Source organism: Polynucleobacter sp. HIN6 (assembly GCF_030297575.1).
Lineage (GTDB): Bacteria > Pseudomonadota > Gammaproteobacteria > Burkholderiales > Burkholderiaceae > Polynucleobacter.
Genome location: NZ_AP028137.1, coordinates 1635304 through 1655120, shown reverse-complemented (window position 1 = coordinate 1655120; position 19817 = coordinate 1635304). Strand labels below are relative to the sequence as shown.

The following is a 19817-nucleotide window of genomic DNA, read 5'->3' as shown; positions in this document are numbered from 1 at the left end:
ATTAATGTCTAAAGTGTCGCGTACTTGTGAACACCATTGCAATGCCATGCTCATTAGCCGCCTCAATCACTTCAGGATCCCGCATGCTGCCCCCGGGCTGAATGACACTAGTCGCGCCTGCAGCCACCACCACATCCAGACCATCACGAAACGGGAAGAAGGCATCACTCGCAACCGCAGAACCCTTGAGACTTAGGCCAGCATGCTCAGCCTTAATGCTTGCAATTCGGGCAGAGTCAATCCGACTCATTTGACCAGCACCGATTCCTAAAGTCATGCCATTGGCGCAATACACAATTGCATTGGACTTCACAAATTTGGCGACTCGCCAAGCAAACATCAGGTCTGCTAATTCAGTGGGACTCGGCTGACGCTTGGTTACCACCTGTAATTCCTGGGGGAGAACATTTTTTGAATCGCTCGATTGCACTAACAAGCCGCCCCCAACGCGTTTGAAGTCAAATTGATTTAGAGGATTAGCCCCTTCCTTAGGAAGCGGAATTTCGAGAAGACGTACATTTTGTTTAGCAGCAAAGATTGCCTTGGCAGACTCGCTAAAAGAGGGCGCGATCATCACTTCAACAAATTGCTTTGCAATTGCTATAGCGCACGCCTCATCACAGGGACGATTGAGTGCAATGATTCCGCCAAAAGCAGAAGTTGGATCGGTTTGTAATGCTTTTAGGTAGGCTTTTTCTGCGGTATCCGCTATTGCTACACCACAAGGGTTGGCATGTTTAATAATGACACACGCCGCTTGATCCTGACCAATGGATTTAACGCATTCCCAAGCAGCATCCGAGTCAGCAATATTGTTAAATGACAACTCTTTGCCTTGAAGCTGTTGGTAATGAGCGAGACTGCCAACCGGTGGTACGAGGTCCTTATAAAACGCTGCCGATTGGTGAGGGTTCTCACCATAGCGCATTTCTTGAACGCGCTCAAATGCTAAATGCAGAGTCTGTGGATAGGGATGGCGCTTTTGATGATCTTGCGTATCGTCTAAAGAACTTAAGTAGTTCGCAATCGCTCCATCATATTGAGCGGTATGGGCAAACACTTTTTTTGCAAGTGCCAAGTTGGTTGCAAACGACACTGTATTCTGATTACGGCGCATCTCATCCAAAACCATTGTGTAATCCGCTGGGGAAATGAGTACGGTGACATCTTGATGATTTTTAGCAGCAGCACGTAACATGGCTGGTCCACCAATATCAATATTCTCAACCGCCTCTTCAAAGCTGCACTTGTCTTGACTCACTGTTTGTGTAAAGGGGTAAAGATTAATTACCAATAGATCAATTGGTTCAATCCCATGCTCGGCAATGGCGGCCATATGTTCTTTGGAGTCGCGCCGAGCCAATAAGCCGCCATGAACCTTTGGATGTAAGGTTTTGACCCGACCATCCAACATTTCGGGGAACTTGGTGAGGCTTGCCACTTCAGTAACCGGTAAGCCTTCTTGGGCCAATAGTTTGGCGGTGCCGCCAGTTGAGATCAGTTTTATACCTAGGCCATGCAGCGCTTGTGCAAACTGAACAATGCCACTTTTATCGGATACGGAGAGGAGGGCTGTACGAATCATGATTAGATTAAGCGATGCTCTAAAAGTTTTTTGCGTAAGGTATTGCGATTAATCCCTAAATAGGACGCTGCTAAAGATTGGTTTTGCTTGGCATGCGCCATGACCAGCTCTAACATCGGTTTTTCAACCACACTCAAGACCATTTGATAAATATCATTGGGCGGCGTGCCTTTGAGGTCATCGAGGTAGCGTTGCAAATTGATTTCAATGCATTCTGTGACAGGATGTTTATTGCTTTTCATGATGGTTCAATTAGGCTGCTTCTAAAAATAAAAGATGATCGGAGTGGAGCTTCATTTCGTCAAAATAATCATTGACGAGTTGCAATTGGGCTTTGCAATCCTCAGCACTATTCATTTGGTGACGAAACGCATGCGAGTTGCGTAAGCCTTTGCAGTACCAGGCAATATGCTTACGTGCAGTTCGCAGACCTGTGTACTCGCCATAGAATGCGTAGTGATCGAGCAAATGCTCATTAAGAATCGCTTGAATTTCATGAACCCGTGGGGGAGGCAGGAGTTCACCCGTTTTTAGATAGTGCTCAATTTCCCGAAAAATCCAGGGTCTACCTTGTGCAGCTCGTCCAATCATGAGCGCATCCGCCCTAGTAATGCGCAAAACCTGCTTGGCTTTCTCGGGGCTGTTGATATCGCCATTCGCAACCACCGGAATTGAAATGCGACTCTTTACAGCCGCAATCGTTTCGTACTCAGCGTCACCGTGGTACAAGTCCGCTCTGGTACGTCCATGAATCGTGAGCATCGAAATTCCAGCCTCTTGCGCAATTTTTGCAATTTCTTGCGCATTCTTATGATCACGATCCCAGCCGGTTCTAATTTTGAGCGTCACGGGCACCGCATCAGGGCCAGTGCCAACGGCTTGAACCACCGACTCCACAATTTGCTGAACTAAAGGTTGATCTTTTAGGAGGGCAGAACCAGCTGCGACATTGCAAACTTTTTTTGCTGGGCAGCCCATATTGATATCAATGATTTGGGCGCCTCGATCCACATTCAAGCGAGCTGCTTGCGCCATCATCTTTGGATCTGCTCCTGCAATTTGGACTGCAATGGGTTTGAACTCGCCAACATGGTTAGCGCGCCTCAAGGTTTTTTCACTATTCCATAGCATGGCATTGGAGGCGATCATTTCCGAGACCGCATAACCTGCCCCTAATTTTTTACATAATTGTCGAAAGGGGCGATCGGTAACACCAGCCATCGGCGCAACAAATAGAGCATTGGCTAGTGAGTAAGGACCGATTTGCATACCGAGGGAAATGGATCTGAATTGGAGGCATCACTGTACCACACCCGTTCCTTAACTGCCTAATTTTTAGGCAAACTAGCGCCGGCCAAACATCATTTGCTTGGCAAGAGTTATTTTTACAGGCGGTAGCCAGGCGAGAGCACTGAGTGCTAGGCCACGCGAGACCTGAATGGGGAGTAAGGGCGACGTGAACACGCGTGCTAAGAAGTCGGTAATGCCAATCGTTGCGCGCCGATCAATTTGGCGGCTTTTTGCATACTCAAGCAGTTGGGCTTTTACGGCATTGGGCGTTACCGCCTGTCTTTGCTTAAAGAGATCGGCGAGTTTCTCAGCAAGTAGGTAAGCGTCGCGTAAGCCAAGATTAAGACCTTGGCCAGCCACTGGATGCAAGGTTTGTGCTGCATTGCCAATCCATACCTCATGATCAATACAAACCTCTTTGCGGTAGTTCAAGCCAAGGTCATACAAACGACGATTAGCGATGTTAGTAAATCGACCCTGGCGCCGACCAAAACTATGCTCCAGTTCATTGAGAAACTCATCATCACTAAGAGCTAGTCGGCGTTGACTCGATTCTGGGGAGGCGCACCAGACTAGATTATGTGTATTGGGCCCTAGATGCGAGGGCAGCAGCGCAAGCGGACCTTCGTCGGTAAAACGCTCCCACGCTTGATGGGCAATTGGATGTTCCACATCCACAGTGCCCACGAGGGCCGCTTGACGGTAATCGCGGCCTGACTCGACCCAATCCTGTTGCTTAAATAACCCACCCTCGGCATGTACGATGCATGCAGCTGGTGGTGTATTGAAGCTTTCATCCGCATTGTGATGCCACACAAAATTCGGTGAATGGGCCCCCAGAGCCCGCAGTGCTTTTCTGAGGGTTAGATGAATATCGCGATAGCGACTAATATGACCCAAGGCATCCTGCCCGAGTTCTTCACGCGTCATTAGGGCTCGACCAAAGTGGCCAACCTGAGAGACGTGAATTCGATGAATCGCAGGACAATTGGATGGCCAAGCATTGATCGTATCAAGTAATAATTTACTGCCATGCGATAGCGCGATACCACGTTGATCGCCCGACTGAATTTGCTCGTCATCTGCAGGATTACGATCAATCAAGGTCAGACTAATGTGTGGATTTTTTTGTAAAAGCCAAGCTGCGCAGGCAAGACCGACAGGACCCCCGCCTTGAATGACAACTGTATGAAATGTGTTCATACACTCATTCATTAAGAGCGGATGATGGACTCAATTTCAACTGGATCAACTGGGACCCCACGGGAAATGAGTTCGCAACCATTGGCAGTCACTAGAGCGTCATCCTCAATCCGAATTCCAATATTCCAATAGGCCTTCGGAATATCCTCAGCTGGGCGTAAATAAAGACCGGGTTCGATGGTAAGCACCATGTTCTCTTCAAGCGTGCGCCAAGGTCTTTCGGTATCAGCTTGAGTCACAGTATGAAGTTCGCGATAGGATCCGACGTCATGGACATCCATGCCCAACCAATGGCTAGTGCGGTGCATATAAAAGCGCTTATAGGCTCCTGTCTCAATGGCATTGTCGAGAGAGCCAACTTCGCCAATCCGAATCAGCTTTTCATCGATTAAGCCTTGCGTCAGAACTTTTACTGCGGCTTGGTGTGGATCGATAAACGAATGCCCAGGGCGGGTCGCATCAACCGCTGCTTGTTGGGCAGCAAGTGTAATGTCATAGAGGGTGCGCTGGGCACTGCTAAATCGTCCATTAATTGGAAAGGTTCGGGTGATGTCGGAGGCATAGCCATGAAGCTCGCACCCGGCATCAATTAAACACAGATCGCCATCTATGAGTTCAGCCGATCCTGCACGGTGATGCAATACGCAGGCATTCGCACCGGCGGCCACGATGCTGTTATAGGCAACGCTCTCGGCCCCGTGATAACGAAACTCATAGAGCAACTCGGCTTCTAATTGATATTCACGCTTTCCGGGTTTGCAAGAGCGCATGGCGCGAATGTGAGCTTGGGCAGAAATCGCTGCGGCTTGCCGCATGATGGCGATTTCCTCAGGACCTTTAAACAAACGCATTTCATGCAAAATAGTTTCAATGTCATGAAATACCTCCGGGGCATTGATTCCCATGCGGGCGCGCTGGCGCACCGTGTTCATCCATTGCCGCATCGATGCATCATCATGTGAGGCTGCGGCAAGTTTGATATATACCGCGTTTTGATCTGCTAAAAAATCAGGGAGTTTTTGGTCTAGTTCAGAGTTTGGGTATGCAGCGTTTATCAGTAAGTGGGCGGGTGCCTCTTGGGGGCCCAAGCGGTATCCATCCCAAATCTCGCGTTCGAGATCTTTGGGTCGACAGAAGAGGTGGGTCTCATAGCTGGATTTTGTAACCACCATCACTAGGGTAGCCGCAGGCTCTTCGAAACCGGTGAGATAAAAGAAGTCACTGTCATGCCGATAAGGAAAATCGCTATCTCGATTGCGTGCCTTTTCGGGGGCAGTTCCTAGAATGACTACGCCACCACCTGTTTTGGCTTGAATGATGGATGCCAAGTGATCACGACGCTGTTGGCAGGCATTCATGAGCGGATTGTGCGAGTTAAGACGATTCATCTTGATGATTTTAGGATCGATTTAGTTCAGCTAAGCGTTCGGGACTACCTACATCCTGCCATGAACCTGAATATTTTTCACCGGAGATCTGATGATTAAGCATTGCCCTGCGTAAGATGGGGGCTAATTTAGCACTTTCTCCCCGATTTAAGCCATCAAATAAGCTCCGGTGATAGATACCAATCCCTGAAAAAGTCAGTTTTGGACTATTGGCATTCGAATGCTCCTCCCCGCGCACGATGCTGCCATCAAGATAAAAGTCGCCTGTCGGATGATGGGGTGGGTTGGGAACCAAAATTAGATGAGCCAAAAACTGATTTTGGTTACGGAGTTGATTAGCACGTTGGATCAATTCATGAATGGGAAAATTAGGACTAAAAACATCCCCATTAATCACCAGAAAAAAGTCAGCAGGCTTGAGAATGGGCAATGCTTGGCAGATTCCCCCGGCTGTTTCCAGGGCACTTACCTCCGGAGAGTATTGAATCGACAGGCCATATTCATGGCCATTCCCTAGGGCCGCCTCGATCTGTTTACCAAGCCAGGCATGGTTGATCACCACATGTTGAATCCCAGCCCGCTGTAGGGATTCTAGATGCCAGCTGAGCAATGATTTACCACGAACGTTTAATAAGGGTTTCGGGGTATGGTCGCTTAATGGACGCATGCGCTCCCCTCGACCAGCGGCCAATAAAAGACAAGGTAAATTCTGTGCAGTCATCGATAGTGAACAGTTTAAGACGACTGTTTTGCAACTTGATCCAAAATCTGCAAAAGAGGCTTAAAGCAACCGTAACGACTTGCAACCGCACGCGTATATTTGAGAACCAAGGGAATGTCGTTTAAGTAATTGGCTTTGCCATCGCGGTGATATAAGCGCGCAAAGATACCTAGGACTTTTAGATGACGCTGTAAGCCCATCCATTCAAAGTCCCGATAAAAATCCGCAAAATCAGATGGAACTTTCAAGCCAGAAGCGCGAGCTATATCCCAATACTCAATCAAGAAATCAAGTACTTCTTCCTCGGTCCACTCAATATAAGCATCGCGCAATAAAGAGACAATGTCATATGTAATCGGTCCATATAAAGCATCCTGAAAATCCAAAACTCCGGGGTTGTTAGATGAGCAATGCATTAAATTGCGCGAATGAAAATCGCGATGGACATACACCTGCGATTGGGCAAGATTATTTTCTTTGATCAACCGAAAAATAGTATGCAGTTGATTTCTCTCATCATCACTTAGAGTGTATTGATGATGACGTTTTAAATACCACTCATCCAATAGATCGAGTTCGCGCTGCAAGGTTGCATCATCATAAGGTGGCAAAACACCCTCACGACTGGCATATTGCATTTTTACTAAGGCTTGGCTGGCATCTCGGTAAAGTGCTTTTGCATTACTTGGTGATAAGACGCTCAGATAAGTTTGACTTCCTAAATCGCTGAGTAGTAAAAATCCTTTTTCCTGGTTTTCTGCGAGGATGATGGGTACATGAAGCCCTGCATCTTTTAAAAGATTAGCAACCTGAATAAAGGGTAAAACGGTCTCTTTATCGGGTGGAGCATCCATCACAATCAGGCTGGGGTATTGGGGGTGAGCGCTAGCGATTCGGAAGTAGCGTCTAAAGCTGGCATCTGCGGAAGCAGGGGCCAAGCTGGTGGGCTCTAGCCCCCAACGGCCCACTAGGCTATCAAGCCATTGATTCAGTTGAATTAAGCGATTGTCAGGCATGATCGATTCGTATAATAAGGGCTGTCTGGATCCATGAGTCATTATCGCCTTCGCGCCGGCATCAGCGCCTATCTTGCATCTTTAAAGACCCCGTTCGTGATCCTGGGCAGGGGGCTATTGGTCGCCGCACTCTTTGTGTCGCTGCCACTGATGGCACAAAACTTAGGCCCAGTCACCAATGCGATTTCACCATTATTACCATCGCCCCAACAAAATCAAGCGCAACAGGAGCTTCAAAGACAAGCGCCAGTTCCGATTGGCGAGCCACCCCGACCATTGCCGGTTGGATCGCTCCCAACCACAACCCTAGTTCCTAGTCGCGCCGAAGTCACGGTCTTAAAGTTAGATGATCAATTACGGGTTGGTAAACCGATTCCAGATAGTGAGGCCTTGACCTTCACCTTTAGCGATGAAATTGATGGGGTGGTTGATCGTCAAATGAACTTGAAGGGGCGTGCTCAAATTCGTCGGAACAATACCATCATTAAGGCCGATGAAATTAATTACGATCCTGATACAGATATTGCAAATTTAATTGGTAATGTCGAGCTCATTAAAGGAAATACTCAGTTCTCAGGGCCCCGCGCACGCTTTAAGGTTGATGCGCGTGAGGGAGAGATGGATAAACCGAACTATGAGCTTCGGGATGTTCGCGGACGTGGTAAAGCGAACAAGCTAACGATTGAGTCGGCCGATGTATTTATCTTTGATAAGGCCACCTATACCACTTGCAGTCCAGATAATTTAGATTGGTATTTCACGGCTACTCAGATTGAGGTTGATCAAGAACAAAAACAAATGACCGGGCGCAATGGCGTGATGCGTTTTTTTGATGTACCGATTGCATACGCACCTTACTTTAGTTTGCCTACGTCCAATCAACGTCGCTCTGGATTGTTGGCGCCTGTGATTGGTTATAACTCGAATAATGGTTTAGATATTGCACAACCGTACTACGTCAATATTGCGCCGAATCGCGATCTCACCATTACACCTCGGTTCATGAATCATCGCGGAACATTACTAGGCGGCGATTTTCGTTACATTGATCCCAAGTATTCAGGAACGTTGAGCGGTCAGTTCATGAACTACGACAAAATTTTAGGACGCGATCGTTGGAAGTACGACTGGCAACAGCGACAAATGCTAGGTCGAGCGTGGAATGGTTACGCGAATGTGAGCAAGGTATCGGACAATCTATATCCAATCGATTTTTCCTACGGCATTGGTGGTGCAGTGACGAATCAGTTTCGGCAAGAAGTGGGTACCAATTATGGCGGTATCAAAAACTGGAATTTCACTGCACGCGCACTGACCTTTCAGACCCTACAACCAGATCCAACAGCACCCGTCACTTCTCCCTACAACATCTTGCCCCAAGTCACCGCCAATTATCGAAATCAGCGTGCCTTGGGCGCCCCTGGAGCATTCTCGGGTGGGTTTAATCGAGCCCCCGACATTACATTCAGCGCAGACTTCACTCGCTTTTCATATAACACCAATAATCTGTATGCACCAGCCTCTGGCATGCCACAGGGAGGGTCATTTAGTCAGGCGGATCGAACCGTGATTCGCGGTAGTATCGCTTTGCCACAAGTTACTCCGGGATATTTCTTGAGACCCAAGTTGAGTTTTCAGGCCAATCAATATTCTGGGATGCTCACAAATAGCCCATCAACTTCGATTAATCAATCCCTAAATCAACCGATTCAAGGATTTGCCTTACCAACCTTTAGTTTGGATTCTGGTTTGGCGTTTGAGCGTGACGCAAGAGAGATGAAGGGCTTCTTTGGGCGCGACATGATTGTGACCATGGAGCCACGCGCCTTTTATGTGTATACACCATTCCAAAGTCAGGCACAGACCCCGCTCTTTGATACTGCTGACGCTGGCTTTGGTATTACTCAAATATTTAGTGAGAACACTTTCGTGGGTAATGACCGGGTGGCTGATAACAATAAATTAACCATGGGCTTGACGAGTCGTGTTCTAGAAACGAACACTGGCGCAGAGCGAGCTACGGTAACGTTGGCTCAACGACAAGATTTCACAGGTCAACGGGTTGGCTTGAACGGTACGATCCAAAACCCAACGCGTTACTCTGATACCTTGGGTGCCAGTACGATCCGTTTACTAGGAAACTTTAACGTCGATTTATTTGGACAATACAACACCCAATTGAATCGTTTTGTACAAAGCAGTGTTGGCGCGGGGTGGCGACCGACTCCGGGCCGTAGCCTTAATTTTGCCTACCGGAATGTTTGGAATCCACCAACCGATGGCACGAACTCTGGCGTGACTCAGACCGATCAATACAATGCCTTTGGCGAGTGGCCAATATTTAAAAAGTATCGTGTATTAGGCCGTTGGGGGTATGACGCCTTAACAGCAAAGACCTTAAATACCCTCGTGGGATTGCAGTATGACGCAGATTGTTGGACCGCACGCTTTGCTTACTCGCAAGCCCGTAACACCTCCCAAATCACTACTACCCAGGTCCTTTTTCAATTAGAATTTAGAGGCTTTGCTAGTGTTGGAAATAATCCAGTCGATGTGATGCGTCTAAACGTTCCTGGATACCAGCCGGTAGCCAAGCCTTTGCCACCCTCACCCTACGAAAATTATCAATAATGATTTTGTGTCGTAATTCATTCCTAAAGTTCACCATGTTTCCTTATTTGATGGCATGTGGATTCTTGGGCGTGTTGTTTAGTCAGCCCTCAGGCGCACAAAATAATCCGTCTGCCAATGAGCCTAAGATCGTCAACATTGATGGCGTAGTGGCGGTTGTGAACACTGGGGTTGTAACGCGTAAGGAAATTGATGATCGGATTGCCTCGATTCAAAAGCAAGCACCAGCTGGCGGAAAAAAATTACCAGAGGGTAGCGAGTTACGTAAGCAAGTGCTCGAAAACTTGATCTTAGAGAAGATTCAAATTCAGGAAGCTGAGCAAACTGGTTTAGCCGTTAACGATAAAGAGCTCAATAAGATTATTGAAGACATTGCAACTCGGAATAAGTTGACCTTCAATGAATTTCGGGAGACAGTCACCAAATCAGGCATGAATTTTCAGCGCTATCGTGAGTTATTGCGCGAAGATGTTCTAAAAGCGCGTTTACGAGAGCGGGAGGTTGATTCACAAATTAAGATCTCGGATGCTGAAATCGATAACTTTATTGTTGAGCAGATGCAGCGTCGCGGAGCAGAGCCTGCCGCAGCAGGCTCAGGTCCTGAAGAGATTGCGGTTGCTCAAATTTTTATCCCGGTGGAAGAGGGAGCAGGTCCCAGCGCTCAAGCTGATGCTAGAAAGCGTGCAGAAGCCATATTAAAAGAAGCACGTGGTGACGCAGATTTTATGCAGTTGGGCGCACAAGCCAATAAAGAAAACTCTCGTATTAAGTTCCAGGATCTTGGCTATCGCACCCAAGATCGTTTACCCCAAATCTTTGTTGAGGCTGTAAGAAATCTTGGTCCTGGTCAAGTGGCGCCATCGGTGGTTCGAAGCCCGGCCGGCTTTCATGTATTAAAAGTAATGGATCGACGTTCCAGTGGTACAGGGGCACGCGCAGCTGCTACCAGTAATGCCAATCCAGCGGATCTCACCCCGCAGAATATGATTGTTACGCAAACGTTAGCGCGACATATCTTGATTCGTCATCGCCAAGGATTGCAAGACGCGGATGTCGAGCGACGCCTGCAAGGTTATCGTGATCAGATTCGTGCCAAGACCGCTGATTTTGAGTCTTTAGCGAAGAAATTCTCAGAGGATGGCTCAGCCCAGAATGGCGGCATATTGGGTTGGATGGGTCCTGGCGAATTGGTGCCCCCATTCGAGATTGCGATGAATCGCTTGCAAATTGGCGAGGTGAGCGATCCAGTCAAGACGGAATTTGGTTGGCATTTAATTCAAGTGCTGGAGCGGCGCGATGCGCAATTAACGGTTGAGAAGCAACGTGAGTTTGCTAGAGCAGCCATTCGAGAGCGTAAGTTCGAGCAAGCCTACCAAGACTGGTTGCGCCAATTACGCGATACCGCGACTGTCAAGATTTTGAATCTGGATGAGCAAGTCCGTTAAGCTCGCACTGAGCACTGGGGAGCCGGCTGGCATTGGCCCTGAAGTTTCATTAGCAGCTGCCAAGGCCTTCATAGCAGCCCATGCTGATGCAGAGATTAGCTTATTTGGTGATCGGCAGTTATTTACGCGCGAGGTATTGCCGCCCCAAATCAAAGTTGTGCATATCCCTCTAAATCATCCACCACAATCTGGTGTTCTTAATTTAGCTAATGCGCAGTACGTGCTTTCAGTCATTCGAGCAGCCAGCGATTCTTGTCGAGTTGGTCAACATCACGCCTTAATTACTGCTCCGGTCCAAAAAAGTATTTTGGATACCCCGCAACATCCATTTACAGGACACACTGAGTTTTTGGCTGAGCTTGATCAGCAACGCCAGGTCGTGATGATGTTGTGCGGCGAAATCCCCCAAGCGCTCAGTGGTAAAGGGCAAGCAATCCCCTTACGAGTCGCTCTTGCCACCACCCATTTGCCTATTCGTCAGGTTGCCGATGCGATTCAGTTTGAGTCTTTATTCAATACTCTGAGAATCATCCAAGCGGATTTAAAGACACGCTTTGGTATCGCAAAGCCTCGCATTGCGGTGACTGGCTTAAATCCCCATGCTGGAGAGAATGGTCATCTTGGTCGCGAGGAGCTTGAAGTAATTATTCCTGTGATTGAGGCTGCTAAACATGAAGGGATCTTGGCCTCTGGGCCCTATCCAGCCGATAGCTTATTTCATGCGGATCGCCTGCATTCATTTGATGCGGTCTTGGCGATGTACCATGATCAAGGCTTGGCTCCCTTTAAGTTAGCAAGTTTCACGGAGGGAGTGAATGTCACTTTGGGCCTCTCGTATATCCGTACTTCTGTTGATCATGGTACAGCCTTAGATATTGCTGGGCAGGGTAAGGCAGATTGGCGCAGTATGTTTGCAGCTTTACAACTCGCAAGAGAGTTGGCTCTTACAAAATTGAATCACGATGCATCGAGCACGTAAGCGCTTTGGACAGAACTTCCTGATCGATCAGGGAGTAATTGCTGCGATTGTGAATGCCTTAAATCCGACGCCTGGCATGCACGTTCTTGAAATTGGTCCTGGACTTGGCGCCTTAACTCGACCTTTACTTGAGCGACTTGAAAAACTCGAAGTTCTTGAGATCGATCGTGACATTGTTTATACATGGCAAAAAGCAAAACAGCGAGAGCAGTTAGGTGGCCTGATTATTCACGAAGGGGACGCTCTTCAATTTGATTTTGCGAGCTGGGCTAAGCAAGCTAAGCTATCGAAAGAGCGCTGCGCCTTGATCGGTAACTTGCCATATAACATTTCATCGCCTTTGCTATTCCATCTGATTGCAGCCGCCCCATGGGTTGATGAACAAGTCTTTATGTTGCAGGCTGAAGTGGTAGAACGTATTACTGCATCAGCGGGTGATTCGGAGTACAGCCGCTTATCGGTCATGCTGCAAGCAAGGTACCACGTGGATTACTTATTGGATGTGCCGCCGACTGCGTTCGAACCTCAACCCAAAGTAGATTCTGCAGTGATTCGGATGATTCCACGTGCTGATTTTGCTTTAACACCAGCTCAATGGGATGCGCTTAGTCAGATTGTGGCCTTGGCCTTTGCTCAGCGTCGCAAAATGTTACGCAGTAATTTACAAAGTATTGCTGAGCAACTAAATCTTACCGATACGGAGCTAAAAGCACGCGCCCAAGATATTTCAGTGGAACGTTATATTCAGTGGGCGTTGATGCTATCAGGGAAGTGATTATTTGGATTGATAGGCTGTTGGGTCAATTCGTCGCATCTCACCCTCGATCCAGGTTTCCACAGCCCCATGTAAATCGTCACCCGATTTGCCCTGCGAGGGGATTGATGGCCCAATCGAGACTGTAATGAGACCAGGGTACTTCAAAAAGCTATTTCGTGGCCAGCAACGTCCAGCATTATGGGCGACTGGCAATACAGTTGCTCCCGTGAGTCCGGCTAAGCGGGCCCCACCTTTGCGATAGGGCTTATGGGATCCAACAGGTGTTCGGGTGCCCTCAGGGAACAAAATCATCCACTTGCCCGCCTTTAAACGCTCTTTACCTTGATTGGCAACCGATATTGCGGAGCCGCCTGCATCAGAGCGATTGATATGAATCATGTTCAGTAAGCCAATCACCCAACCAAAAAATGGAATCCAAAGTAGTTCACGTTTAAATACATAGCAGAGCTCTTTGGGAAAAATTTGTAAGAACGCGATGGTCTCCCAAGCCGATTGATGCTTACTGAGTATCACCACAGGCTGATCAATCACTGCTTGTATATTTTCTCTTCCCAGAACTTCAAACCGAACCCCACAAAAGAATTGCAAGAAAAAGATAATGCTTTGACCCCAGAACTGAATGATGCGATAGCGTGTATGTTCGCTCAGAAAGGGAAATGTCATTAAGCAGAAAACGGCATACAGCGGCGTGTACGTTACAAGACTAATAAAAAAAAGAAGAGAACGAAGCCAAATCATGACTGCGCCAAAATTGATCGCGCAAAACCCATCAAATCCTCATGAATTTGTGTATTGCTAGGTAACTCAGCCCTCTTAACACCACGACCTTTCCCTGTTAGGACCAAGTGCGGACTGGCGCCCAGAGCCGTTCCTGCCAAAAGATCACGTAATGAATCGCCCACGATCGGAACATTGCTTAATGGCAAAGCAGGATTTGCAGGACTTTTTAAATATCGATTTGCAATTTGCTGCATTAAGCCCGGTTTAGGCTTACGGCAATCGCATTGATCGGCATCGGTATGAGGACAAAAGAAAATACTATCAATCTTGCCGCTCAATGGTTTAAGCAAATCCATCATTTTTTGGTGCATCGCATGCAATTCACTTAAGGTGTAATAACCGCGTGCAATGCCCGATTGGTTGGTTGCAATGGTCAGGGTATAGCCAGCCTGAGAGAGTAATGCAATCGCTTCTAAGCTATTAGGAATCGGGATCCACTCATCGCATGACTTCACATAATCGTCGCGATCTTGGTTAATCACCCCATCGCGATCCAAAATGATGAGCTTATCGACTTTAATGGTCATGCAAGTTTGCCAATATCAGCAACTAAATTCATTTGTTGGTGGAGGCGCTGCAGTAGAGCAAGACGATTATTTCGAAGCTCGATGTTCTCATCCATTACCATAACATCTGCAAAGAATTGATCTACCGGATCACTGAGTGAGACCAAATCTTGCAATAGATCAATTAATTGTTGGGCTTGGAGATTCTGATCGAGGCGCGGTTGCAGTTGAGTAAGAGCCGTGTATAAATTCTTTTCTGCTGCAATCGTGAGCAAACTTGGATTGATCTCTGCACTCACTTTGCCATCGACCTTCTTCAGGATGTTACTAATTCGCTTATTGGCTCCAGCGAGCGCGGCCGCTTGCGGTAATTGATTGAAACTCCGAATGGCCAGTAAACGTGTAATTAGATCGTTGAGTTTTTGCGGATGGATGCTCAGGACCGCATCAATCTCTAAGGGGCTAAATGTGGCGCCATCAACGGCTTGATCTTTTAAATATGCTTTTAATCGATCCAGAATAAACTGATAGATAACTTCTTCATCAACCTCGACCTTCAAAACTAGATTTGAAAACTGCTGCTTCGCAAGACCAATGAGTTGCTTGAGATTGAGCGGCAGATTCTTTTCTAGTAGCAGCCGGCAAATGCCCAAGGCATGGCGTCGCAATGCATAGGGGTCCTTATCACCTGTGGGAGCAAGACCGACACCCCAAATTCCAACAATCGTTTCTAATTTATCAGCAATCGCCAATACGGTTCCCACCAAGGTTTGTGGCAGAAAATCCCCAGCAAATCGAGGAAGATAGTGCTCATAACACGCGGCAGCAACATCGGGTGCTTCATGATTAACCAAGGCGTAGTAACGCCCCATGACCCCTTGTAGTTCGGGGAACTCGCCAACCATATCCGTTAATAAATCAGCTTTAGCAAGTTGTGATGCACGGTCAACCTCTTGAAGCTTAAGCTCAAATCCAGCTTGATTGAGGCTACTAGCAATTTTATTGGCTAATGCTCGGACTCGTTCTGAGCGTTGCAGCTGATTTCCCAATTGATTGTGATAAATCACCTTAGCTAAATCAGGAACGCGTGATTCAAGAGTACGCTTTTGATCTTGCAGATAAAAGAAGCGAGCGTCGGCCAAACGGGGACGAATAACGCGCTCATTCCCAGAAATAATTGACTCTGGTTGATCGGTTTGGATGTTTGAGACGATGAGGAAACGATTGCTTAGCTTGCCATCCTGATTGATCAAGGCAAAGTATTTCTGATTGGTTTGCATCGTCAGAATCAAGCATTCTTGAGGAACTTCCAAAAACTCAGGATCAAATTCGCAGGTATAGATCGCCGGATACTCCACCAAGGCGGTCACTTCATCCAAAAGAGCATCTGGCATTAAAACTCGTAGGCCGTTGGCAGCCTTTTGTAGCTCCGATTCAATATAAGCGCGGCGTTTGGCAAATGACGGGATTACTTTTGCAGCCTCAAGTCGGGACTCGTACTGCTGCGCGTCACTAATGGTAATGATTCCAGGTGATAAAAAACGATGCCCTTCGGTTTGATTGCTTGCATCAATTCCCAAAGCATGAATTGCAAGCGTCTTCGATCCGTGCAGTGCGATGATGCGGTGTACGGGTCTTGCAAATTGAACTTCCTCAATTGCACCTGATTGCGTTTGAATCTGGTAATGCATCATCTTTGCGATCGGCAAATGATGAATTGCATCCATAAGAGCCTGTTGTAATGTCGATTCCAGGCGCGCACCTTTGGCAATGGTATTTAAATATAGCGCTTCATTTTTACCTTCACCACTGCGTTCCAGTTGATTCAGTGGAGTATCAGAGTGACCTAAGCTTGCCAATTTTTTGGTAAGCGCTTGACTGGGCTTGCCTTGTTCGTCAAAGGCAATTGAGAGTGGCAAGAGTTTCTCGCGCACCGGATAATCAGAAGCTTGATCCAAAACATCGCTAATCAGGACTGCTAGACGTCTTGGGCTGGCAAAAGACTGACAGGTGCTACTGGCACTTAGCAACTGTGCTCTCTTTAAACCTTCGTAGATTGACTGCGATAGGGATTCACCTAAACGTTTGAGTGATTTTGGGGGAAGCTCTTCGGTAAATAGCTCGAGCAGCAAGGGGAGACTGTTCATATGAAAATTAATGCCTTAATGCGCTTTAGTTTGCAACATGGGAAAGCCTAGTTGTTCACGTGATTCGTAATAGGCTTGCGCGACTAAGCGCGACAAATTACGAATACGACCAATATAAGCAGCACGCTCTGTTACCGAAATCGCCCCACGCGCATCAAGCAGATTAAATGTATGGGCTGCCTTAAGAACCATCTCATATGCAGGTAGTGCAAGCGATTGCTCCATGAGGCGCTTTGCTTCGCTTTCGTACTGATTAAAGTTTGCGAACAGGAAGTCTGTATTGGAGTGTTCAAAGTTATAGCGTGATTGCTCCACTTCGTTTTGGTGATAGACGTCACCATAGGTCACACCGTCCGTCCAGACGAGATCAAAGACGTTTGAGCAGTTTTGCAAGTACATCGCCAAACGTTCAATTCCGTAGGTAATCTCACCCAATACAGGTTTGCAATCTAAGCCACCCACTTGCTGAAAATACGTAAATTGAGTCACTTCCATTCCATTGAGCCAAACTTCCCAGCCAAGGCCCCATGCTCCTAAGGTCGGGTTCTCCCAGTCATCTTCTACGAAACGAATATCGTTTTGCTGCAGATCAAGCCCCAAAGCCTTTAAGGAGCCCAGATACAAATCCAAGATGTTGGCAGGTGCTGGTTTTAAAACAACTTGGTATTGGTAGTAGTGTTGTAAGCGATTTGGGTTTTCACCATAACGACCATCCTTGGGACGGCGTGAAGGTTGAACATAGGCTGCTTTCCAGGGTTCAGGACCAATGGCTCGCAAAAAAGTGGCTGTATGCGAGGTACCAGCCCCAACTTCAAGATCGATGGGTTGCAACAGCGCACAACCCTGTTGGTCCCAATAATCTTGAAGTTTGAGAATAATTTGTTGAAACGTTAGCATGCGACACAATGATTTTTTAGATAAGACCTTGATTTTACTCGGCAAACCAAGGACTCGTTAAAAAATCAATTCGGTCGTGTTCTTCCCCAATAGCCAATCCCCAAGGCAAAAAGTACCCAGATCAAAATCGGCCAATTACCCCAAATCACATAGGGCGTTCGTCCCTCAAAGGCTTGTACTCGCAGCTCAAGCTCACCCTGCACAAATTGCTCAAGATCTGCCATGACACGTCCGCGTTCATCAATGAGTGCAGTGATTCCGGTATTAGTGGCACGTAAACTAGGTAGGCCGGTTTCGAGAGAACGCAATTGAGAGAGGCGCAATTGTTGCATCGGGGCTTGCGATTGGCCAAACCAAGCCAAGTTGGTCACATTCACTAAAAGATTAACTGGCTCTCTACTATTGCGAATTCGGGTAGCGATTTCGTTACCAAAAATATCTTCGTAGCAAATTGAGATGGCGGCATAAAGGGGGTGATCTGGATTAGAGCGGGGACGAATTGAAAATGGCGCCTGATCAATCGATCCTCTGGCAAAGTCACTCATCGGTACTTTAAAAGCATCCACAAACCACTGAAAACCCGGAGGAATAAATTCGCCAAAGGGAACTAAGTGATGTTTATCGTAGTGGTAGATTGACTGTTCTTTGGAAAAGCCACTGACTCGATTGGAATATTGAACCGCAGTATCGCCCTTAGTAATTTTGCCAATTAAGCCGAGTAATACGTGACTATTTGTTTCATTCACAAATGCTTGAATACGTTCAATCGACTGATCAGGAATATCGGTCTCAGGCCAAGGAAACGCGGTCTCAGGGACAATGATTAAATCGGCTGGAGCTTTAATAATTTGATCCCGATAAAAATGAATTTGTTTGAGAATTTCAGCGGGATTAAATTTGAGGCTTTGTTCAAAATTTCCCTGAATCAGGCGCACCGAGATGGGTGAGTCTTTGGGGCTGGTGAATGACCACATTCCTAAGACCTGGACAATCGCAACCGCTCCCACTACGCCAGCGATATTTCGTAATCGAGGCTGGCTCAATTGCAAGGCGGCCCAGATGCATAAAAAGGTACAAGCTAAACCGCCAAAATAGGGCGCAATATTGGCAAAGGGGCCATTTACTTGCGACTCGGCAAAGCCCATCCACGGAAAGCCAGTAAAAATCTGACCCCGTAAATATTCGGTGAGTACCCAGGCCGAAGGTATCGCAAGAGATCGCCACGTAGAATGAGCAACTTGCTTTGCAATCAGATTAGCCAATCCAAAATAGACTGCCATGAGGCTAGCTAAAGCCAATACCGCGAAGCTCGATAGCCAAATTGCCATACCGCCCACCTCATGAAGGCTGATAAAAATCCACCAAAGAGCGATTACAAAATAGCCAAGACCGAGTAAGAATCCATCCCGAAATGCCTGACTAGATTTTGCCTCGCTACTTCTACTTAGTATGAATAAAGTGTAAGCAAATAAGATTATTTGAATGTAGCCGCTAAAAGGAAGCTCACTCGCGACCGCTAAGAGAACTCCTAAAAAAATAAGTAAGGCGCTATGAATAACGGTATTGGCCTGAAGACGACTACTTTGCAATTAAGAATCAGTGGCAGAAACGTTGGGGGTTGATATGCGGCGCATTAGAAGTATGTGGACCTGACGGGGATCGGCACGTTGGACCTCGAATTCATAACCATCGATGCGAACCCGCTCGCCAAATTTTGGCACTCGACCCAGATGTTGAATGACCAGCCCGGCAACAGTTTCTACGTCTTCTGCCAAAAAAACCGTTTTTAACTCATCGTTGAGCTGTTCTAATTCGGTCATGCCCTTGATACGATAGTCGCCATTTTTTAAGACGGTGATATTGTCAGCATCCTCATCGATGTCATGCTCATCTTCAATATCACCAACAATTTGTTCGATGACATCCTCAATCGTAATCATTCCAGCCACGCCACTGTATTCATCGACCACAATGGCTAAATGATTACGGTTATTACGAAAGTCCTTGAGCAGGACGCTTAAACGCTTTGATTCAGGAATAAATACAGCCGGCCGAAGCCAGTCGCGAACCTGAAAATCCTTTTCTGTGAAATGGCGCAAAAGATCTTTGGCTAAAAGAATTCCGATAACTTGATCGCGATTCCCTTCATAGACTGGGAAGCGCGAGTGGCCAGTTTTGACTACATCTGCAATGATTTGAGATAAGGGGGCATTGATGTCAATCCAGTCAATTTGGGCCCGAGGCAGCAATATATCGCGAGCAGATAATTCGCCAACCTGAAAAACGCCCTCGATCATCGAAAGCGCATCGGCATCCATGAGCCCATCGGCTTGGGCTTCACGAAGAGTCTCAATCAACTCCCTGCGCTGCGCTTTGGGATCAGAGGACTGGTCCGAAAAAAACGCGCTTAGACGATCAATCAGGCTATTAGACATAAATTAATAGACAGCA

At 47.1% G+C, this 19817-nt stretch carries 17 protein-coding genes; 4 read left to right on the top strand and 13 right to left on the bottom strand.

All coding sequences use genetic code 11. The annotated features are described in order from the left end of the window. Position 1 precedes the first annotated feature (1 nt). From purH to QUE66_RS08175, 7 genes are all read right to left on the bottom strand, one after another. Positions 2-1585, bottom strand: a complete 1584-nt coding sequence (gene purH, locus QUE66_RS08205; protein ID WP_286223551.1) for a bifunctional phosphoribosylaminoimidazolecarboxamide formyltransferase/IMP cyclohydrolase — start codon at positions 1583-1585, stop codon at positions 2-4. Positions 1586-1587: 2 nt separating this feature from the next. Continuing rightward, entirely contained in the window at positions 1588-1827 is a 240-nt protein-coding gene (locus tag QUE66_RS08200; RefSeq protein WP_108509095.1) for a helix-turn-helix domain-containing protein, read from the bottom strand. 10 nt (positions 1828-1837) lie between these two features. Then, complete coding sequence (gene dusB, locus QUE66_RS08195) at positions 1838-2854, bottom strand: tRNA dihydrouridine synthase DusB (RefSeq protein WP_286223550.1); 1017 nt, start codon at positions 2852-2854, stop codon at positions 1838-1840. 75 nt (positions 2855-2929) lie between these two features. Continuing rightward, complete coding sequence (locus tag QUE66_RS08190; protein ID WP_286223549.1) at positions 2930-4078, bottom strand: FAD-dependent monooxygenase; 1149 nt, start codon at positions 4076-4078, stop codon at positions 2930-2932. 11 nt (positions 4079-4089) lie between these two features. After that, positions 4090-5466 (bottom strand): aminopeptidase P N-terminal domain-containing protein, encoded by a 1377-nt coding sequence (locus tag QUE66_RS08185; protein WP_286223548.1) that lies wholly within the window; start codon positions 5464-5466, stop codon positions 4090-4092. A gap of 10 nt (positions 5467-5476) precedes the next feature. Further along, positions 5477-6187 (bottom strand): N-acetylmuramate alpha-1-phosphate uridylyltransferase MurU, encoded by a 711-nt coding sequence (murU, locus tag QUE66_RS08180; RefSeq protein ID WP_286223547.1) that lies wholly within the window; start codon positions 6185-6187, stop codon positions 5477-5479. Between the two features lie 14 nt (positions 6188-6201). After that, a complete protein-coding gene (locus QUE66_RS08175) occupies positions 6202-7203 on the bottom strand; it encodes an aminoglycoside phosphotransferase family protein (RefSeq protein WP_286223546.1) in 1002 nt (333 codons plus the stop codon). A gap of 33 nt (positions 7204-7236) precedes the next feature. Between QUE66_RS08175 and QUE66_RS08170 the strand changes: the two genes are divergently transcribed. Genes QUE66_RS08170 through rsmA form a run of 4 tightly spaced genes read left to right on the top strand, consistent with a single transcriptional unit; the run spans position 7237 to position 13033 of the window. Beyond that, positions 7237-9834: an LPS-assembly protein LptD gene (locus tag QUE66_RS08170; RefSeq protein WP_286223545.1), complete on the top strand. Its 2598-nt coding sequence runs from the start codon at positions 7237-7239 to the stop codon at positions 9832-9834. A 35-nt stretch (positions 9835-9869) separates the two neighbouring features. Further along, positions 9870-11279: a peptidylprolyl isomerase gene (locus QUE66_RS08165; protein ID WP_286223544.1), complete on the top strand. Its 1410-nt coding sequence runs from the start codon at positions 9870-9872 to the stop codon at positions 11277-11279. Continuing rightward, complete coding sequence (gene pdxA / locus QUE66_RS08160) at positions 11263-12258, top strand: 4-hydroxythreonine-4-phosphate dehydrogenase PdxA (RefSeq protein ID WP_286223543.1); 996 nt, start codon at positions 11263-11265, stop codon at positions 12256-12258. The genes QUE66_RS08165 and pdxA overlap by 17 nt, the downstream gene beginning before the upstream one ends. Continuing rightward, the gene (rsmA, locus tag QUE66_RS08155; protein ID WP_286223542.1) at positions 12242-13033 is read left to right on the top strand and encodes a 16S rRNA (adenine(1518)-N(6)/adenine(1519)-N(6))-dimethyltransferase RsmA; all 792 of its coding nucleotides are present in this window, start codon (positions 12242-12244) and stop codon (positions 13031-13033) included. Before pdxA ends, rsmA begins: the two co-directional genes overlap by 17 nt. Here the strand turns inward: rsmA and QUE66_RS08150 are convergent, their stop codons facing one another. The 6 genes from QUE66_RS08150 to QUE66_RS08125 all read right to left on the bottom strand — a co-directional run bounded on the left by QUE66_RS08150 (position 13034) and on the right by QUE66_RS08125 (position 19801). Next, the gene (locus QUE66_RS08150; protein ID WP_286223541.1) at positions 13034-13774 is read right to left on the bottom strand and encodes a lysophospholipid acyltransferase family protein; all 741 of its coding nucleotides are present in this window, start codon (positions 13772-13774) and stop codon (positions 13034-13036) included. Further along, positions 13771-14343 (bottom strand): D-glycero-beta-D-manno-heptose 1,7-bisphosphate 7-phosphatase, encoded by a 573-nt coding sequence (gene gmhB, locus QUE66_RS08145; RefSeq protein ID WP_286223540.1) that lies wholly within the window; start codon positions 14341-14343, stop codon positions 13771-13773. The genes QUE66_RS08150 and gmhB overlap by 4 nt, the downstream gene beginning before the upstream one ends. Beyond that, complete coding sequence (gene glyS, locus QUE66_RS08140; RefSeq protein ID WP_286223539.1) at positions 14340-16469, bottom strand: glycine--tRNA ligase subunit beta; 2130 nt, start codon at positions 16467-16469, stop codon at positions 14340-14342. Before glyS ends, gmhB begins: the two co-directional genes overlap by 4 nt. A gap of 15 nt (positions 16470-16484) precedes the next feature. Continuing rightward, a complete protein-coding gene (gene glyQ / locus QUE66_RS08135; protein WP_286223538.1) occupies positions 16485-17366 on the bottom strand; it encodes a glycine--tRNA ligase subunit alpha in 882 nt (293 codons plus the stop codon). Between the two features lie 65 nt (positions 17367-17431). Further along, entirely contained in the window at positions 17432-18955 is a 1524-nt protein-coding gene (lnt, locus tag QUE66_RS08130; RefSeq protein ID WP_286223537.1) for an apolipoprotein N-acyltransferase, read from the bottom strand. Further along, positions 18956-19801, bottom strand: coding sequence for an HlyC/CorC family transporter (locus QUE66_RS08125; protein ID WP_286223536.1), 846 nt, complete (start codon positions 19799-19801; stop codon positions 18956-18958). Positions 19802-19817: the final 16 nt, after the last annotated feature.

What these genes read in the sequence shown, in the direction of transcription:
- murU (WP_286223547.1), bottom strand. Translation starts at nt 6,187, where the DNA reads ATGACTGCACAGAATTTACCTTGTCTTTTATTGGCCGCTGGTCGAGGG.
- dusB (WP_286223550.1), bottom strand. Translation starts at nt 2,854, where the DNA reads ATGCAAATCGGTCCTTACTCACTAGCCAATGCTCTATTTGTTGCGCCG.
- pdxA (WP_286223543.1), top strand. Translation starts at nt 11,263, where the DNA reads ATGAGCAAGTCCGTTAAGCTCGCACTGAGCACTGGGGAGCCGGCTGGC.
- QUE66_RS08125 (WP_286223536.1), bottom strand. Translation starts at nt 19,801, where the DNA reads ATGTCTAATAGCCTGATTGATCGTCTAAGCGCGTTTTTTTCGGACCAG.
- QUE66_RS08200 (WP_108509095.1), bottom strand. Translation starts at nt 1,827, where the DNA reads ATGAAAAGCAATAAACATCCTGTCACAGAATGCATTGAAATCAATTTG.
- QUE66_RS08150 (WP_286223541.1), bottom strand. Translation starts at nt 13,774, where the DNA reads ATGATTTGGCTTCGTTCTCTTCTTTTTTTTATTAGTCTTGTAACGTAC.
- rsmA (WP_286223542.1), top strand. Translation starts at nt 12,242, where the DNA reads ATGCATCGAGCACGTAAGCGCTTTGGACAGAACTTCCTGATCGATCAG.
- gmhB (WP_286223540.1), bottom strand. Translation starts at nt 14,343, where the DNA reads ATGACCATTAAAGTCGATAAGCTCATCATTTTGGATCGCGATGGGGTG.
- glyS (WP_286223539.1), bottom strand. Translation starts at nt 16,469, where the DNA reads ATGAACAGTCTCCCCTTGCTGCTCGAGCTATTTACCGAAGAGCTTCCC.
- QUE66_RS08185 (WP_286223548.1), bottom strand. Translation starts at nt 5,466, where the DNA reads ATGAATCGTCTTAACTCGCACAATCCGCTCATGAATGCCTGCCAACAG.
- QUE66_RS08170 (WP_286223545.1), top strand. Translation starts at nt 7,237, where the DNA reads ATGAGTCATTATCGCCTTCGCGCCGGCATCAGCGCCTATCTTGCATCT.
- purH (WP_286223551.1), bottom strand. Translation starts at nt 1,585, where the DNA reads ATGATTCGTACAGCCCTCCTCTCCGTATCCGATAAAAGTGGCATTGTT.
- glyQ (WP_286223538.1), bottom strand. Translation starts at nt 17,366, where the DNA reads ATGCTAACGTTTCAACAAATTATTCTCAAACTTCAAGATTATTGGGAC.
- QUE66_RS08175 (WP_286223546.1), bottom strand. Translation starts at nt 7,203, where the DNA reads ATGCCTGACAATCGCTTAATTCAACTGAATCAATGGCTTGATAGCCTA.
- QUE66_RS08165 (WP_286223544.1), top strand. Translation starts at nt 9,870, where the DNA reads ATGTTTCCTTATTTGATGGCATGTGGATTCTTGGGCGTGTTGTTTAGT.
- QUE66_RS08190 (WP_286223549.1), bottom strand. Translation starts at nt 4,078, where the DNA reads ATGAACACATTTCATACAGTTGTCATTCAAGGCGGGGGTCCTGTCGGT.